16 protein-coding genes are annotated in these 17,448 nt (G+C 59.6%); 10 read left to right on the forward strand and 6 right to left on the reverse strand.

All coding sequences use genetic code 11. The features are described 5' to 3' along the window. Positions 1-4: 4 nt before the first annotated feature. Entirely contained in the window at positions 5-1,093 is a 1,089-nt protein-coding gene (locus HNR03_RS00170; protein WP_259149994.1) for an AMP-binding protein, read from the reverse strand. A gap of 283 nt (positions 1,094-1,376) precedes the next feature. On the opposite strand from HNR03_RS00170, the gene HNR03_RS00175 reads away from it, so the two are divergent. The 3 genes from HNR03_RS00175 (at position 1,377) to HNR03_RS31780 (ending at position 2,804) form a co-directional block, all read left to right on the forward strand. Then, positions 1,377-1,538, forward strand: a complete 162-nt coding sequence (locus HNR03_RS00175) for a hypothetical protein (RefSeq protein ID WP_222585848.1) — start codon at positions 1,377-1,379, stop codon at positions 1,536-1,538. After that, positions 1,535-2,182 (forward strand): helix-turn-helix domain-containing protein, encoded by a 648-nt coding sequence (locus HNR03_RS00180; protein ID WP_259149995.1) that lies wholly within the window; start codon positions 1,535-1,537, stop codon positions 2,180-2,182. The genes HNR03_RS00175 and HNR03_RS00180 overlap by 4 nt, the downstream gene beginning before the upstream one ends. Positions 2,183-2,372: 190 nt before the next feature. Next, entirely contained in the window at positions 2,373-2,804 is a 432-nt protein-coding gene (locus HNR03_RS31780; RefSeq protein WP_259149996.1) for a hypothetical protein, read from the forward strand. Positions 2,805-2,933: 129 nt separating this feature from the next. Here HNR03_RS31780 and HNR03_RS00190 read toward each other — a convergent pair whose 3' ends face one another. From HNR03_RS00190 to HNR03_RS00200, 3 genes are all read right to left on the reverse strand, one after another. Next, positions 2,934-4,379, reverse strand: coding sequence for an MBL fold metallo-hydrolase (locus HNR03_RS00190; RefSeq protein WP_259149997.1), 1,446 nt, complete (start codon positions 4,377-4,379; stop codon positions 2,934-2,936). A 4-nt stretch (positions 4,380-4,383) separates the two neighbouring features. After that, complete coding sequence (locus HNR03_RS00195; RefSeq protein ID WP_222585846.1) at positions 4,384-6,345, reverse strand: hypothetical protein; 1,962 nt, start codon at positions 6,343-6,345, stop codon at positions 4,384-4,386. A gap of 97 nt (positions 6,346-6,442) precedes the next feature. Continuing rightward, positions 6,443-7,654: a patatin-like phospholipase family protein gene (locus HNR03_RS00200; protein WP_259149998.1), complete on the reverse strand. Its 1,212-nt coding sequence runs from the start codon at positions 7,652-7,654 to the stop codon at positions 6,443-6,445. Positions 7,655-8,038: 384 nt separating this feature from the next. Between HNR03_RS00200 and HNR03_RS00205 the strand changes: the two genes are divergently transcribed. From HNR03_RS00205 to HNR03_RS00220, 4 genes are all read left to right on the forward strand, one after another. Continuing rightward, a complete protein-coding gene (locus HNR03_RS00205) occupies positions 8,039-8,245 on the forward strand; it encodes a hypothetical protein (protein ID WP_259149999.1) in 207 nt (68 codons plus the stop codon). A 142-nt stretch (positions 8,246-8,387) separates the two neighbouring features. After that, positions 8,388-9,092, forward strand: coding sequence for a metallophosphoesterase (locus HNR03_RS00210; RefSeq protein ID WP_259150000.1), 705 nt, complete (start codon positions 8,388-8,390; stop codon positions 9,090-9,092). Between the two features lie 194 nt (positions 9,093-9,286). Then, positions 9,287-10,477 carry a serine hydrolase gene (locus tag HNR03_RS00215; RefSeq protein WP_259150001.1) on the forward strand — a complete coding sequence of 397 codons (1,191 nt, stop codon included), beginning with the start codon at positions 9,287-9,289 and terminating at the stop codon, positions 10,475-10,477. A 101-nt stretch (positions 10,478-10,578) separates the two neighbouring features. Next, positions 10,579-11,502: a transporter gene (locus tag HNR03_RS00220; protein ID WP_259150002.1), complete on the forward strand. Its 924-nt coding sequence runs from the start codon at positions 10,579-10,581 to the stop codon at positions 11,500-11,502. An 80-nt stretch (positions 11,503-11,582) separates the two neighbouring features. On the opposite strand, the gene HNR03_RS00225 is transcribed toward HNR03_RS00220, so the two are convergent. Both HNR03_RS00225 and HNR03_RS00230 read right to left on the reverse strand, forming a co-directional pair. Continuing rightward, positions 11,583-12,611: an AraC family transcriptional regulator gene (locus HNR03_RS00225; RefSeq protein WP_259150003.1), complete on the reverse strand. Its 1,029-nt coding sequence runs from the start codon at positions 12,609-12,611 to the stop codon at positions 11,583-11,585. 67 nt (positions 12,612-12,678) lie between these two features. After that, complete coding sequence (locus tag HNR03_RS00230; RefSeq protein ID WP_259152053.1) at positions 12,679-13,629, reverse strand: LysR family transcriptional regulator; 951 nt, start codon at positions 13,627-13,629, stop codon at positions 12,679-12,681. A gap of 395 nt (positions 13,630-14,024) precedes the next feature. Here HNR03_RS00230 and HNR03_RS00235 point away from each other — a divergent pair, with 395 nt between their 5' ends. The 3 genes from HNR03_RS00235 to HNR03_RS00245 all read left to right on the forward strand — a co-directional run bounded on the left by HNR03_RS00235 (position 14,025) and on the right by HNR03_RS00245 (position 17,435). Further along, positions 14,025-14,354, forward strand: a complete 330-nt coding sequence (locus HNR03_RS00235) for a DUF485 domain-containing protein (protein WP_259150004.1) — start codon at positions 14,025-14,027, stop codon at positions 14,352-14,354. Further along, entirely contained in the window at positions 14,351-16,000 is a 1,650-nt protein-coding gene (locus tag HNR03_RS00240) for a cation acetate symporter (protein ID WP_259150005.1), read from the forward strand. Before HNR03_RS00235 ends, HNR03_RS00240 begins: the two co-directional genes overlap by 4 nt. Positions 16,001-16,184: 184 nt before the next feature. Further along, positions 16,185-17,435 (forward strand): OprD family porin, encoded by a 1,251-nt coding sequence (locus tag HNR03_RS00245; protein WP_259150006.1) that lies wholly within the window; start codon positions 16,185-16,187, stop codon positions 17,433-17,435. Positions 17,436-17,448: the final 13 nt, after the last annotated feature.

Below are 17,448 nucleotides of genomic sequence, written 5' to 3' on the forward strand. Positions count from 1 at the left end.
CTCGTCAGACGGAGTGGGAAATCAGGTGGGCAGGCGCCTGGGCGGGTTCGCGCAGGACCGATGGCTCCTGCCAACTGCCGGGGTGGATGCCCAAGGCGCCGAAGAACGCGGCACTCTCTTGGCTCAGCGCGGGCCCGACCAACAAAGGCACGCGCAGACGGCTCATGCCCAGCACATCGAGCAAGGGCCGGCGGATCAGCCAGTAACCGATCCAACGACGAAAAAGTTGTGCATCCGGCGCCATCGCCCAGCGGTACAAACGATGGCTCAAGGTGCCTGGCAACGGCAGGCGTTCTCGGGCCCAGTGTTCAAGGCGGGCATAGGATTCGCGGGTCCCCAATACGAGAGTGGGACCAAGCTCGCGGCGGTCGGTGTCGCGTGTCGCCAAGGCTTCAGGGAAGTTCAGGCAGAACCCGGCACTCAGCCATGGCGCCAGCAGGTAACGCGCCTGACCGCTGGCCGCAAACACACGGGCCGCCAGCGCCTCTTCGCCAGCGCTCAGGTTCTCCCGGGCTATCAATTTGCGCGCGCCTTCCAGCAACTGCCCATGACTCAACGGTCGGGGCTGTCCGTCGGCGGGATGGAAAACAAAGGCTGTGGCCGCCGCTTCAGTGACGGGCTCCGGGGCATCAGCGATTTTCCTTGTGAACAATTCGGCATAGCCACTCAACCCGTGATCGTCGGCGGCATTCAGGCCGCGCCCGTCCAGGTATAACAAGACACGGGGCGGCTGATCGATATCGCGTATTTGCTGCACTGAATCCAGGGCTTCGGCCAATACAAAGGCGGGTTTGAGCCTGACCAACAGCGGTCGATTGTCGAGCTCAGGGTCCAGCAGTGTGACGCTCCCCCCCAACCACTGCGCGGCCAACGCCAGTAGCAGAGCCTCGGCCCGAGCCTGGCTGATAATCAGTAAGTCATCGCCGCGACTGAACCCTCGTTGCTGCAACGCAGCCGCGAGACGGCTGACATCCGTCGCCACTTCACTCCAGCTGCGGGCCTGCCAGATACCCAGGCGCTTGTAACGCAAGGCTGTCTTCGTACCTCGGGTCCGGGCTTGTAGCAACAAGGCCTGGGGCAGTGTCTGGGTCATCGGGTTGTCCTTTGGAGGGCGGTCTGCAAACAGCCATTGCAGCCTCCGTGCCAGACAACAAATACATATTTATCAATAAGTTAAGAACTACGACTGCTCCCCTCCCCTGTATTGCCTGAGCACAGCCTGCCGAATCCCTGTTGCTCCACCAACACTTGCGCCCAATTGCCGCTCTTTTAAGAACATAAATGAATTAACAAATACAAAATCAGTATTTATCGTTATAAAAATATCCGCGTACTCTCAGCTCATCCCGTCATTGATCACCACAGTGAAGTGCCCCATGAATCCGACTGACAACATCATCGACTTCGCCAGCTACCGTAAACGCAAACAGGCTCAGCAACGGGCACGGGCCATGTGGGACATGTACGCACGCAATGCCGGACTACAGGCTTTTCCATGGGTTCAGGCATGCCAATCGACCGAGACACGTCAAGCGTGAACGCCAATGGACCCTCGCGCTTTCTGGCGAGCGCCGACGAACCCGTGCTGGATTTGAACAGCCTCGAGCAACTGGAAGAAGACCCGATCTGCCAGCGGGTCGCGCAGAATCTGCAACGTCTGCGGGGCAAGCGTCGTCTGTCCCTCGACGCCCTGGCCCGCCAGTGCGGCGTGAGCCGGGCGATGCTCGCGCAGATCGAATCCGGGCGCAGCGTTCCGTCGATCAAAGTGCTGTGCAAAATCGCCAAAGGCTTGAAGGTATCGGTGGCCGCGTTTCTGGAACATCGGGCCTTTGAAGGGGTGGCGGTGCTGTCGGCCAGTCAAAGCAAACGCCTGGTCAGTGCCAGCGGCGCGTTCATCAGCCGTGCGCTGTTTCCGTTCGATGTCGCACGCCAATCGGAGTTTTACGAACTGCGCTTGAGCCCGTTGGGAGAGGACGTCTCCGAGGGGCACGGGCCCGGCGTTCAGGAGAACCTGGTGGTGTCTCAAGGCGTGCTGGAAATCAGCGTCAACGACGAGCGCTATCTGCTCTCCACCGGCGACTCGATTCTGTTCTATGCGGACCAGCCCCACCGCTATCGCAACCCTGCCGACAGTGAAGCGGTGGCGTATCTGGTGGTGACTTACCCGGAGCGCGTGGACTGAATCACATGCCCCTGTGGGAGCGAGCCTGCTCGCGATGGCGGTGTGTCAGTCAACGAATATGTTGAATGTTAAGCCGCTATCGCGAGCAGGCTCGCTCCCACAGGGGTCTATGGTGTTATCGGGAATGAATGAAAAAGCCCCCGTGGCCTGATGGCCGCGGGGGCTTTTTTGCGCTGCCCGGAATCAGCAGGTGCAGCACATCAGTGGCATGCCATTGCAGCTCATCATCATCGGCATGCTGCAGTCGTTCATCATTTTCATCATCAGGGTGCAGCAGTTTTTCATCATGTCCATGTTCATGCCGGCCATCGGCATGATTTTGCACATCATGCAGTCGTCCATCAGGGTGCATTCCATCACGCACTTCATCGATGGCATCGGCATGCCCATCATTGGCATCATCGGCATGTTGGCGTTCATCGGCATTTGCATCTGCATGGCGTTCATCATGGTGTTGTTCCCCGAAGGATTGAATAGGTGGACGAAGCTGATGGACGAATTCTATGCATTGGCCCAAGCGCAACAAGATGGCAGCCAAGCAGCTGGAATGAATGCTCAAGCATCGTTAACGGGGATACGCAGGACACCAACGTCTTTCGCCACGACGATTCGGCTGTTGTGACAGATACCCGATCAGTCGGAGCGTGTTTTGTCCGGTTATGGATATGCGACCCAAGCCTATATAAATAACTGAAGGAAATAATCGTTCTAAACAGCGCTATGTATTTTGCGCAGCCGCCCTGAAACCGACTCAATACGGGATCGACACCTCCACCCACAAATCATCGGCGCCATAACTCAGGCTGACCGGGTGATCGGGGTCTGTGGGTGAATCGTTGAAGGCCTTGATTTCGTTCGCGGGCGTCCCATCGCCGCTGACGACCCGCTGTCGGGTACGTTCTTGCAACGCACTCAACAGATCCGGATAGGGCATTTTCCAGTCTTTGCCTTTGGCAACATCAGCGTCCACCGGGATCATCGCCACCAGCCGGGGGTCATGCATTTTTTCCAGTCCCGCCGCACGAGCGGTGGCGTTGTGGCTGCAATGGTGACCGACCTTATAGAGCGTGACCCGGGCGAGAATCTCGTCTCGGGTCAGTGGCGCGGGCTCTCCGGGCGCGCTGTCCTTGGGATACGTCTGGTCTCCCCAGGACAACCAGTTGCCCACCTGGGCGTCTCCGGGAAACAGCAGGATTTGCCCGTCAGGCAGTTCGAACGCCAGGACCAGACTCGTGTTGTTGGTGTCCGAATCCATCTTCAGGGCAAGGGTTTCCGCGCCGTCCAGCCATTCATCTTCAATACAGCGCCATTGGTTTTCGTGGCTGAAATAGCGCTGTTCGACGCTGTCGGCTTTGTCATAGGTTGCGCGGTGGGGGTAGGTTCCTTTTTGCGCGTCCAGAGCCGTGCGCTGATAAGGACGGGCGAACGGCGTATCGACATCGAGCGCAGCCACGCCTTTGAGCCGCAGTGTTCGCTCCTCCAGCGCCATCGCGTCGTCCAGGCTGGTCATGTAGACCTCTTTCCCCGCACCGCTGCTGGGCAGGTTCTTGCGCAGGCGATCTTCAGAGCGCGGCGGCCCCATGACGTATGCCTTGAGCGTCTGGAGAGCGGCCGGTTGCACCACGTCCCCAGGCTCCAGATACCGGGTCGCTTTCGAGCCCACCTTGTCCTTGAGCTTTTCGATTGTCGTGCGCTTGTCCTTGCTGGCCGGCTCGGCCAGCGGCTCGATAAAGGCGGAAAGCCCCTGTACGGTTTTGATCCGCGCATCTTCATTCAATGCGCTGACACTTTCACTGAGGCCGACGACGCCGGCCAATGCCACCTTGGCCTTGTTGAAACGGGCATGCAGCGCGACAGCCTGTGGATCGTTGAGGTCCTCGGTCCAGGCCAGCCAGAGTTCACCGATGTGAAAATCGTCGCCCATAAAACGCGCCTGTTCATAGAGAAAACCAGACAAGTGATCATGGTGCTCGTGGGTCACCACCACCAGGTCCAGCACGCCACCGGTGGTCTGGTGAACATCATCGACAATGCGCGCCATTCGCTCCTTGCCGTCCTTCTCCCCTTGCAGCACACCACAGTCGATCAACAGATGGCGCGTCACCCCGGCTTCCGTGTAGCGCAGCAAAAAGCAGTCACCCAGAATTCCCCGGTACATGCGGATCGCCACCTTGTCGTTTAGACCGGAATCCGTCATGGCGTCAGACTCCACGGTGGGTCATGGCGAAAGCGTTATCGTCCGGGCGCGGACGGCGGTAGGTCATGGCCAGGCCATCACTGCCGGCCTGGAGGAAGCGTCGCTGCGCGTCCAGACGCTCATCGTCATCGATGCGCTTGCGGATGACATACCGCAGCGTGCCGTCGCGCAAATCGATAATCAGCGTCGCCCCGCCGCGGAAGGTGAAGTCATAGGGGCGGTGACCTCTTTCGCGCACCGGCTTCAAGTCTTCCTTGAGTTGCTCCTCGGCATCGAAGTAGCCGCGACGGCGCTGGGCAATTTCGACCACCAGTTGCCGCAGGTCCTGCCCGTCCGGACCCGCCCTGCGACACGTGCGGACTGAGTGCACTTCCACCGCAGGCTGAACCCCGTCCGCGCCGATGAACAACGCCCCTTGTTTCCTTGATTCGCCGGGATGGGCCATGAAGTAAATCCCCAGCACCTTCTCCCACTGCGCATCATGTGCCGACTCTGCCATCAGCCAGTTCCACACCACTTGGCGATTATGCTCTGCCTGAAGAAAGGCTTTCTCCCGCACGTATTGCGGCGTGAGATCAAGCGCGCCACCGGCCCAGCCGCGTTTCGGTTTTGCCGCGGCATGGAAGTCGAGCAAGTCATTGGCCGTCAGTGCCAGGTCTTCTGACTGCACACCCTTCACTGACTCCCAGAGCAGGCTGTCCGGTGCCAGCGACAAACACTTGTCCGGGAAAATGCCACGCCGTCGAAACGCCTGAATGACGGCTAGGCGATAGTGCATCGGGTCATCCGGCACCAGGTCGTTATCGGCGGTGACGATGGCCCGCAGAAATTCACCAAAGTGCACATCCACCGGTGGCAGGTAGTCCAGTGCGCGGATGCACAAGCGCAGGACATGATCGGCCGATTTCACCGCTTCGCGGGTCAGGCGTGCAATCAGTTCAGTCGACAGGTTGGCGGTCGACGTCTTGTCATGCCCGGCCAGTCGAAATAGATCCTCCGTGCGTTGCTCGTAGATAGTGATAAAGGCGTCGAAAACAGCGGCAACCAGAATCGCACCGCGCTCATGAGGCTCGCTCAACTGCGCCAGGCGTGTCGGGTCTGGCAAGCCGTCCTGGCCTTTTTCGTCGATGGCGTCGCGCAAGGCCGCATAACGCCCCGACGCCTCGCCGAATTGCCGAGCCAGGCCGCTCAGCCAGGAGCGCTCGCTCAAGTTGCCACGACGTGCCGCCAGCTGACTGGAGACCACTTCGGGCAAGGTGAAATGCATCAACAGCGCCACGATGTCTGCAAAGGCTTCATGAAACGCCAGGCTATCCACGTTGGTCGACTCGATGTAACGACGGTGCAAGCCATCGAGAATCGCATGGGTCGTTTCATGCGCGACGATATCGTGGGACAGCGCGGTAAAGATCCAGCCACCCGGCAAGTTCACCCCGGCGTTGGTCATCGAGGCCTTGAAGTAACCGAACAACAACGCCTTTTTCGCCGGGCTGTAATAGGCGTTGGCTTCGCGTAGCGCGTGGGGATAGATGCGTAACCTTCGGACATAGCTGTAAGACGTCGTTCGCTTTGTCACGGCATCTTCGACCGCTCTGGATGACCAGAACATCTTGCGTCCCAATGCCCGCTCAAACAATTTGATGGTCTTCATCGCGACGGCAAAGACCATCTGCTGATGGAAACGCGGATCGCCCTCGGAAGGCGCGAGGCCGTCCTGGGCCAACAAATGTGGATCGTTCAAGTCCACCGGTTTATAGAACTGGCCGCTGGTAGGGTCGACATCAATGACTTCCAGGTACTCGTTCACCGGTCCCGGCAAGATGTCGGGCTCCCATCGTTGCTCCCAGGGTAATTCGATGGTGGCGTGGTTTATCTGCACCGTTTCCATTTGAGTCGAGGCTTGCGGATCGAAGGCATACACCCGCAGTTTGCGCATGGCCGGTGGAGAGTAGTCGGACGTGTCCATTCCAGATCTCCTTGTCTGACCAACGTTTGAAACACGTACGCCAGAGGCTGATTATTGCGTTAGCGCGGTCATTCGATATCGGCCTGAAAATGACGTTTCACAAAGCGCTCTCGGGATAGGGAAATCCAATCGGCGGCGGCAATTGCCCATTGAAATGCGCCCGGACGGCCGCATCGGCGACCGCATAACCCCAGTTGATCAGGCGTTTCTGGGTTTGCGTGTCCTTGGTCGCCAGATCAGTCGGCACCAGGGCCAGCTGGCGTGTGCTCTCAAGCGGGCAAGGCAGGCAATCGGCCAGTGCGTGAACGGCGATGTCCTGTTTGATATCCCAAAAGGCGCCGTAGCGCTCACGGGCTTCGAAGGCCTGGATAAGCAGACGTTTTCTAAGACTCAGCACCTGGTTGTCCATCACGTCGAGGCAGCGACTGCCGATGGACACCCAATTGACGGACACGTCGGGCTGCTCGGCAAAAGGCTTGCCGGCGTTACTGACGAACAGTGTCTTGAAGGATTTGTAGCAAGTCTCCAACCCGAGGTTATCGTAGACGCCGCCGTCGGCGAGGGCGACCGATGTGGTGTAGGGCGGATGCCGCAGAAACTGCGTGCCGTCGTCAGGCGCAAAATCGCTGTCCTTGAACTCTAGCGTGGCTGGCGCGAGGATCGGCGGAAACGCCGCAGACGCCCCGACGGCCCGGGCGATCGAAAGCGCAGGGGTCATGACCCTGCCCACCTTCCAGTCACCCATGTATGGTTTTGAAAATCGCCAGACCGCCCCCGACTGCAGGTTTGAGGCGTTGAAGATAAAGCGCACGCGGTCGGGTAAATCCTGCAGTTTCTTACCGTTATACAGCGCATCATCGAGCGCTTTGGCCACATGCGCGTTGACCTCGCCAGGCAGCGCGATGTCCTTGATGACTTGAAAAACGCCCTTGGCCGACATGCCCGCAAGCGTTACTGCGGCCAGACGGCGTATCGGACCGACCACCAATTCTGCAAAAGCCCCGTCGAATTCGACAGCGCTCAGGTTTTCCAGCGCGCTGAACTCCAGCGCCAGTTTCGCGGAGATGATCGAGCCGCCGGAAACACTCGAAATGCGCTCCAGCTTGCCGACACTTTCGCTGCCATTGGTGCCGAATCGCTCGAGCGGCTTATCCTGAAAAAAACCCAGTTGCCCCAGCCGCCAAAGAGTGCCGGTATGGAACAACATCGCCCGATACCCCCCGCCGGACAGTGCGAGCGCCGCGCTTTCGCGCAAAGGTTGGGGTTTATCCGGTTGAGGAAGATTCGAGACGGGTTCGACGGTGGGCATGACTGATCTCCAGAACCAATGACGGATCAAGATTCACTCGTAAGCCATGCCAGCAATGTTGCAGTGATATCAGAATGCAGGACAGCAGACCTGTCCACTTTCCCTGCATGAAGCGACTGGGAACGGCCGCCCACTGCCTGCGCGAGACTTGGTTATAAGGTCTAGTTGGCTCAAGGCACGCGGTCAAGTTCAGGGCGGCGGTTGTTGGCGATACCACTCGTCGGTAACAAAAATCTGACGCCTTGCGCACCCTCCTGTCTGGCTCACGGATTGCAATGGCCGGTCATGCCAGCCCCGCAACGACGTCTTTCTGACGCGGCGGTAAAACCCAACCTATGCTTAAGGACGCCAGCGATACGCTTGGTCAGTCACCGGAGATGTAACGTGTCAACTCTCAATGAAATCGCAGCGAACCACGCGAGAATGGCTATGGCAAAGGCACAAGAGTCGACCCGACTGAGTGAGCGACCACTTCAAATCGTGGGCAGCGTTGAAATCCCGTCAATCAATGAACACCCGCACGTTCCACTGCACCTTATTGCGTCAGTGCAGGAGAACAGTCTCGGACAAGCCAGCGGCTTTTCGCTCTGATAGCGCCTGTTCGTCGAGGAGCGGCGCCACCGTCCGGTGACCGCTCCCGCGAATAACCGATGCGCTCTACCGCGATTCGCGCCGGCGCGACCTAAACTCAATGGACTACCATCGCGCCGGTAAGCGGCGCTCGGGGTATTCCATGCACCAATTGCCAGAGGTGCCGCGCGTAAAGCGCTTCGCCACCAACACAGCCGGCCGGGACATCGCCGTCGGCGACATTCACGGCCATTTCGCCCGGTTGCAGGCAGCGCTGGAGGCGGCCCGTTTCAATCCACTGGTCGATCGCTTGTTCAGTGTGGGCGATCTGATCGACCGCGGCCCCGAGTGCCTGGATGCACTCGATTGGCTGGACAAGCCATGGTTCCACCCCGTGTGTGGAAACCATGACGACTACGTGGTTCATTTCGATACGTGCGACGTCGACAGTTGGATCTTCAACGGCGGCTTATGGTTTACGAAGCTGTCGCTGTCGGAGCGCAAACAGTTCGCCGCGAAATTTGCCGGGCTGCCGATTGCGATCGAAGTCGAAACAGCACAAGGCCTGATCGGCATCGTCCACGCCGACTGCCCTTTCCCTTCATGGGAACAGCTGCGCGAGGAACTGCAATTTCCCGAATCCGAACAACGCCTGAGGCAGGTGCAGAACCGCATCATGTGGTCGCGAAGCCGTATCGATCAGTTTGAGAGTCATGGCGTTGAAGGCCTCCGCGCGTTGATCGTTGGGCACACACCGCTGCAGCAACCCATCCGATTGGGCAACGTGATTCATATCGACACCGCAGGCTGGAAGCCGGGGGTTGGGTACTTCACGCTTTTGAATCTTGCAACGCTCGAAACCGTCTGAGCTGCGCGGCACTTAAATAAATGCCCGTCGCCGACACCCTCTGCCGGCAGCCGACAAACCCGCGGATTTTATTTTCTTACTCTCCCCTTGGCCCGACGCTCATCCCTGGACGTCGGCCCAGTCAGTCTAACCACCGCCCTGCCATAGCCCCCAGCCGAGCGGACTATGGGTCGGGTTTCAGGAGAATAAAAATAATGAATCCGGGTTTCACATCATCAACCAACCACTTGCTCGAACTCGTCACGGCTGGACAGCACCGCGTCCCAGGCGTAGTCGCCGCAATCACCGGGCGCGACGGTTTGCTCTACGAGGGAGCCTCAGGGCAACGCATGTCCGGTCAACCAGGCGCCATGACGACCGACACTGTATTCGCCATGTTCTCCACGACCAAAGCGATAACCGCCACGGCAGTGCTTCAGTTAGTCGAAGAAGGCCGACTCGATCTCGACGCGCCTGCCAAAGACTATGTGCCGATGATCGGCGAACTGCAGGTGCTCGACGGGTTTGATGCCGACGGCACGCCACGACTTCGCGCCCCCAAAAAACACATCACCACCCGAATGCTGCTGCTTCACACGGCAGGCTTCGGTTATGAATTCTTCAACGAAAACTACAACAGGCTGGTTCAGGAACATGGCCAGCCGAGCGTCATCAGCGGGTCGCTGGCCGCGCTGAAAACACCTTTGCTGTTTGAGCCTGGCGAACAGTGGGAATACGGCTCCAACATGGATTGGGCCGGGCTTGTGGTAGAGGCCATCACCGGCAAGCGCCTGGGTGACGTCATGCGCGAGCGGATTTTCGAACCTCTGGGCATGACCGATACCGGCTTTACCCTGACCCCGTCGATGCTCGAGCGACTGGCCGGCATGCACCAGCGTGAAGAGAATGGATCGCTGACGGCAATCGAAGACTCCATCCTCCCGCAGGAACCCGAAGTGCACATGGGCGGCCATGGCCTGTTTTCGACGGTGAAGGATTATTGCCTGTTTATCCGCGCCTGGCTTAACGACGGACAGGGTGATCACGGACGGATCCTGAAGCCCGAGACGGTTCGTTACGCTGAAAAAAACGGTCTTGAAAACCTGAAGATCAAAGCCCTTCCCGGTGTGATTCCGAGCATCTCCAACACCGCGGAGTTTTTCCCGGGCATGCCCAAGTCTTGGGCGTTGAGTTTCATGGTCAACGATCACGACGCCCCCACCGGTCGCCCTGCCGGCTCGTTGGCGTGGGCAGGCCTGGCCAATCTTTACTACTGGATCGACCGCAAGAACGGCATCGGTGGTTTTTGGGCCACCCAGATATTGCCCTTCGCAGACCCCGTTTCGTCCAGCGCTTATCTGGATTTCGAAACGTCCGCCTACCGCTATCTGACCCACCGCCCCTAGCTGACCCGATTCAAGTCGCATGAGAGCCCGCCCGGGCTCCAGGCGATGGTGCAAGAACACCGTCCCCTCTCTGAAAACAACAAGAACAAAACAGGTGACTCATGGAGATCTCCACATGTACCCCTGCGCGCGCTCGATTCATGGCCTGCGGGTTTGACACGTCAACGTTCGGTGCCGGCCTCGTCCTCGCCACTCTGGCGGGCAATGCCCAGGCCATTGATGTCGACGCCGGCGAATACGCTGCTGCGCTGCCCCCCGGCAGCAACATCGGCCTGCTTTACCTGCAACATGCGCAGCGCCGAGAGCTTTACAGCGATGGTCACAAAGTTGCAGTCAAAGCGGGGCTCGACTCGGATGTCGGCATCGTGCGCGTCGCGAATTACCAGCAACTGGGCGACTACACCATCAATACGCAGTTCCTGTTGCCATTCGGTCGCCTGGAAGGAACACGCGATAACGACGCGTTGGGACAAGCCAATGGCGTGGGTGATCTGATTCTGGCCTCCACCTTGTGGCTGGTGAATGATCCGGCGAAAAACCGTTACTGGGGCATTGCGCCCTACCTCATCGCGCCGACCGGCAACTATGACCGAAACGATCCGCTCAACCTGGGGGAAAACCGTTGGAGGATGATCGTGCAGACGGGCTATGTGACCGGCCTCACTGACAAGCTGTCCCTGGACCTCACCGCCGATGTGACCGTTTATGGCAAAAATGACGACTACACCAGTCAAGGCCTGACATTGCGTCAAAAGCCGCAATGGCAAGCCCAGACTTACCTGAGGTATGCCGTGACACCCAAGCTGTCGGTGCACGTCGGGGCGTCGCAACTGTGGGGCGGTGAAACGCGCCTGGACGGTCAGGATCAGCACGATGAACCCAACACCAGCAAGTACCGTGTCGGGGGATCGTACTGGATAACCCCTACCTTCCAGGCCTTGGTCAATTACGGCCAGGACGTCTCGGTCGACAACGGTTTCAAGGAAAACCAGCGGGTTAACCTTCGGCTGTTGTGGGTGTTCTGACCCGCAGCAAATAGCTGGAAACCTGAGCACCGGGAGTGGATTACGCGCCACTCTCGGTGCCCTTGTCCCGGGTCAAATCACTAGCGCAGTCGGCGCCGCAAGGTCTGTGAGGGCAACTCGCTGAAACGCTTGCGATAGCTCCCCGCAAACTCACCCAGGTTGAGATAACCCCATCGAAAGGCGATGGCCGAAACGGTGGTGCCGGATTCCGGATCCGTCGCCAGTAAATCGCGGTGCGCCCCCTGCAATCGCTGCTCGCGCAAAAAGGCCCCGGGCGTGATTCCGCGAAAACGCGAGAAGGCTCCACTCAATGCCCGCACACTGGTCCCGACTGCACTGGCCACCTCCGCCATCGTCGGCAGGCTCGCGGCATTGGCACTCATGAATTCTTCGGCGGCCCTCACATAACGAGGTGCGATGCGGTTCATCGGGCTATTGAAATCAAGCCCTGCTTGCGCCGCTCGACTCGCCCACTCTTGCAGCAAATGAACGCAAAGATTTTGCTCCAGATGCGCGCCCATACGCCCTTCAGCCACGTGTTCGGGAGCCTCGGCCACACAACGGACCGTGTACTCCAACAAACTCAGCCAGCTCGAACCCACGCCGCCGATGACGCACTTGTGTCGCCAGAACTGATCGTCGGGCACGAAGCCGAACCACTGCTGTGCCATCTGCTCAAGAACCCCATGAGGAATGGTCAGATTCAGCTGAAGATGATCCGCGTCGAGGTCGATCCGGTAATCGACACGACTGCAATCGGCAATGAAGGATTGACCCACTGCCGTGTCTTCAGTGACCGAACGCTGCCCCCAGTGCCGGGCATTGCCGCGGATGGTCGTGAGCAGCAGCGCATTGCCGGCTTGCGGCGAAAACTCATCGACGCTCACCGCCACGCCATAGGCAAAACGCGTCAGGGTCAACTCGCCAATCCTCGATGAATGCATGGTGGCGCGGGGCTTGATGACGCGCCCTGTGGGGGTCACGCGATAGGGCATGTAAACCCGATCCGACCAGTCGCGGATCTCATCCCATTCGGTTGAAAAACTTTTGTGGTGCTGGCGTATCGGCTGGCCGCTGACATCGATTAACAACGCATGATCGAGAAGCATGGGGACACCTGTTTTTATTTTTTTAGGGTCGGGTTAATGCGTTTCCGGGCCGGAACAGAGCGCAAGCTCAGGGCTTCGGCAGGTAAGCCATCACCTTCGACTCGCCCATCAGCAGCGGTTGATTGAGCTCCGCACAAGCGCGCAGGTAGTCGGCCACCAAGGTGATCCGCTTGAGCTTGCGCAGGTCCTCGCTGTAGTACATCCAGAATTGGCGAGTGACCTCCACCTGATCCGGTAGGACTTCGCACAGGCGCGGGTCGGGACCTGCGAGGAAACAGGGCAGGATGGCCAGCGCCCGCCCTTCCAGCGCCGCGTGGTATTGGGAAACGACGCTGGTGCTGCGCAAGCGGCTGTGCGCGCCAGGCAGCAGGTCGTTCAGGTAGAGCAGTTTGAAGCTGAAGGCCAGGTCCTCGACATAGGTCACGAACGGGTGACCGGCCAAATCCTCGCGATTGGCAATCGGCGGATGATCGGCCAGGTATTGCGGCGTCGCGTACAGACGCAGGCGGTAGTCGCACAGCCGCGAGCACACATACGGACCGCGCTCGGGCCGCTCCAGAGTGATGGCAATGTCCGCTTCGCGCCGTGACAGGTTGACGAAGTGCGGGACCGGCAGAATGTCCACGGAGATATGCGGGTAGTGGGTGATGAAGTGGCTCATTTGCGCAGTGACGAAGCAGGAACCGAAGGCTTCGGTACAACCGATGCGCAGGTGCCCGGCGAGTCCTCCGGTGGTTCCGGATACCTGCTCGCAGGCTGCCAGCAGCGTGCTTTCCAGAGATTCGGCATGGCCGACCAGGCGCTGCCCATCCACCGTCAGGACGAAACCCGAGGACCGCGATTTCTCGAACAACAAGGCCCCCAGACTGTGTTCGAGCGCGCGGATGCGCCGCGACACGGTCGTGTAATCCACTCCCAGGCGGCGGGCGGCACCGCTGGCGGTACGGGCACGGGCGACTTCGAGAAAGAAGCGCATGTCGTCCCAATTAAGGTGAGTTTGCGTTGTGCGTTTTTGCATATTCATCAGGCTTTTCTGCCCATACATATTGGAATTTTGCCAACATATACTCGCATTCAACCCAGCTTGACCAGCATCGTTTTCAAGCCAGAAAAGCCCTCGAAAATAATCCGGGCTGACGGGATAAGTGCACGGTTCAACAATGGTTTGCATGCCGTAAACACGAGGCTGCACGCCAACAAAATCACAGCCCGCCGAGGGTCCGCGCGACAGCCGGCAGAGCTCCGGCGCCACCCTTGGGCCATCCACTTTTTTTCCGCCTGCGCAGGATCACCGAGGCGGCAATGACTCCAGCACCAGCATTCAGGTGGCGTCCCTTTTCGGGGCGTCGCTCGGGTACCCGTACGCCCTTAAAAAGGCCGACAAACAAAAACAATTAAAAGCGGAGCCTCACCATGACGACTGACCATCCGAACCACGCCCTGACTTGCGACCAGGTCAGGGCCAATCCCAAGTTCCAGCGCCTCACTCGCCAGCGCGCACTGTTGGCCTGGTCACTGAGCGGCGCGGTCCTGACCGTCTATTACAGCTACATCATGGTCGTGGCCTTCGCCCCTGCCTGGTTGCGTCTGCCGCTGTACGACGGCAGCCATCTGAGCCTCGGCATGCCGATTGGTGCGACGATTATCCTGCTGTCCTGGCTGCTGACCGCCTGGTACGTGTACACCGCCAACACCCGCTTCGACGCGCTCAGCGCGCAGATCCTCCAGGAGACTCGCGCATGAAACGCCTGACCGCCCTGCTCGCCCTTTGCCCTCTGCTGGCCAGTGCCGACACCCTCACCGCAGAGAAACAACCGCTCAACGTGCACGCCATCGGCATGTTCTTCGTCTTCGTCCTCGCGACGTTGCTGATCACCTGGTGGGCGTCACGCCGCACGCGCTCCGCTGCCGATTTCTACAGCGCCGGTGGCGGTATCACCGGTTTTCAGAATGGCCTGGCAATCGCCGGTGACTACATGTCGGCGGCTACGTTGCTCGGCCTTTCGAGCCTGGTGTTCACCAAGGGCTATGACGGCTTCATCTACATCATCGGCTTCTTCGTCGGCTGGCCCATCGTCACCTTCCTGATGGCTGAGCGCCTGCGCAACCTGGGCCGCTACACCTTCGCCGACATCGTCTCATTGCGCCTGGATCAAACCCGCGTGCGCAGCTTCGCCGCCCTCGGCTCGCTGACGGTGGTGTGTTGTTACCTGGTGGTGCAAATGGTCGGTGCCGGCCAGTTGATCAAGCTGCTGTTCGGCCTCGACTACCGCACGGCGGTGGTGGTGGTCGGTCTGCTGATGCTGGTCTACGTGATCTTCGGCGGCATGCTCGCCACCACCTGGGTGCAGATCACCAAGGCAGTTCTGCTGCTGGGCGGCGGCACAACCCTGATGCTGATGGCCCTGAGTCGCTTCGGCTTCAGCTTCGAGACACTGGCGGCCCAAGCGGTGGCGGTGCACGCCAGTGGTGTGCAGATCATGGGCCCGGGCACCTTGCTGGCCGACCCGATCAACGCCGTATCCCTGTCCCTCGGACTTGTCTTTGGCATCGCCGGCCTGCCGCACATCCTGATGCGCTTCTTCACCGTGCCCAATGCCAAGGAGGCGCGTAAATCGGTGCTGTTCGCCACGGTGTTTATCGGGTTTTTCTTCCTGGTGGTTTGCATCCTGGGCTACACCGCCATCGTCATCGTCGGCACAGACCCGCAGTTCTTTGTCGACGGCAAGGTCGGCGGCGCCATGATCGGCGGCGGCAACATGGTCGCGATGCATCTGGCTAAAGCGGTGGGTGGCAACCTGTTTCTCGGGTTCCTCTCCGCCGTGGCCTTCGCCACCATCCTTGCCGTGGTGTCCGGGCTGGCACTGGCCGGCGCCTCGGCCATTTCTCACGACCTTTATGCTTCGGTACTGAAAAAGGGCAAGGCCGACGAGAAACAGGAAATGCGCGTGTCGCGCATCGCCACTGTCTGCCTGGGCATTGTCGCGATTTCCCTCGGCATTCTGTTCGAAGGCCAGAACATCGCGTTCCTGGTCGGCCTGACGTTCGGCATAGCCGCCTCTGCAAATTTCCCGGTGCTGATCATGGCCATGTACTGGGATGGCCTGACCACCCGAGGCGCCGTTTACGGCGGCCTGACCGGACTTATCAGCGCCCTGGGCCTGGTCGTCGGCTCGCCATCGGTGTGGGTCGGCGTATTGGGCCATACCCATGCGATTTTCCCTTACGACCAGCCGGCGCTGTTCTCCATGCCTTTGGCTTTCCTGGTCATCGTCGTCGCGTCCAAGCTGGACCGCAGCGAGCGCGCCAACCGAGAGCGCGCGGCTTATGCCGATCAGTTCGTCCGCGCTCAGACCGGCCTGGGCGCTGCCATGGCCAGCAGTCACTGACACTACCGTTTTACGGGGCCTGTGCCCTGAGCGCGAGTTCACCCCTTAGCATCGCGCTTTTTTACTCCCGCCCAGCGCCGCCCCGCACTGGGCACGCTCAACAAGCCTGCCCTCCACTGGCACCAGTCAGTGCGGGCTCGGCTTGCTCGTAAAAACACTTACTCATAACAACAAGAGACAAGCGATGAAACCCAGCCTTTTCACCCTGTTCCTGGCAGGCACCAGCCTGGCCACCCAAGCCCATGCGGACTTCCTCGCAGACAGCAAGGCCAGCCTGGAGCTGCGCAACTTCTACTTCAACCGGGATTATCGTCAGAGCAACGCCCCTCAATCGAAACAAGAGGAATGGGCGCAGGGCTTCCTGTTGCGTTATGAATCGGGCTTCACCGACGGTTTGATCGGTGTCGGTTTCGATGCCATCGGACTGGTCGGCGTCAAGCTCGACTCCAGCCCCGATCGCGCCGGTTCCGGCCTGCTTAAACGCCATCGCGACACGAGCAAAGGCTCGCAGGACGAGTACGGCGAACTGGGCCTGACCGCCAAAGTGCGCGCCTCTAAAAGCACGCTGAAACTCGGCACGCTGCTGCCGAAGCTGCCGACCGTGCTGGCCAACGATTCACGTCTGTTGCCACAAACCTTCAAGGGCGGTCAGTTGACGTCGCTGGAGCTTGAAGGCCTGACCATGGACGCCGGACGGCTGACCCAGGTCAATCAGCGCGACTCCTCGGATTACGAGGACATGGCCATCACCCGCACCGGCGCCAAGGGCATCACAACGGGTCATGTCGATAGCGACAGCTTCGATTTCGCCAGCCTGAACTACAAATGGACCAGCAACCTCGCCACTGGCTACAGCTACGGTCACCTCGACAACTTCTACAGCCAGCACTTGGTCAACCTGACCTACGTATTGCCGGTGACCACGGGCCAGTCGTTGAAGACCGACCTGCGTTATGCCCGGTCCACGGACGACGGTGGCAGCAATGTCGATAACAACGCCATCGGTGCGATGTTCACCTACAGCCTCGGCGGCCACGCGTTCGGCCTGGGTTATCAAGGCATGAGCGGCGACACCGGCTACGCCTACATCAACGGTACCGATGCCTTCCTGGTGAACTTCGTGCAGATCGGCGACTTCGCCAGCAAGGACGAAAAGTCCTGGCAGGCACGCTACGACTACAACTTTGCAGCCATTGGCGTACCCGGCCTGACCTTCATGACGCGCTACCTCACGGGCGACAACATCGATCTGGGCGGCAACCGCCCGGAAGGCAAGGAATGGGAACGGGATACCGACATTGGCTATGTCGTGCAAAGCGGGCCGCTGAAAAATGTCGGGCTGAAGTGGCGCAACGCGACAGTGCGCTCGACCAATTTCGGCAGCGACCTTGATGAAAACCGCCTGATCCTCAGCTACACCCTGCCGCTCTGGTAAATCCCCTTTAAAG

Origin of the sequence: Pseudomonas sp. JAI111 (assembly GCF_024809425.1) — a bacterium.
Lineage (GTDB): Bacteria > Pseudomonadota > Gammaproteobacteria > Pseudomonadales > Pseudomonadaceae > Aquipseudomonas.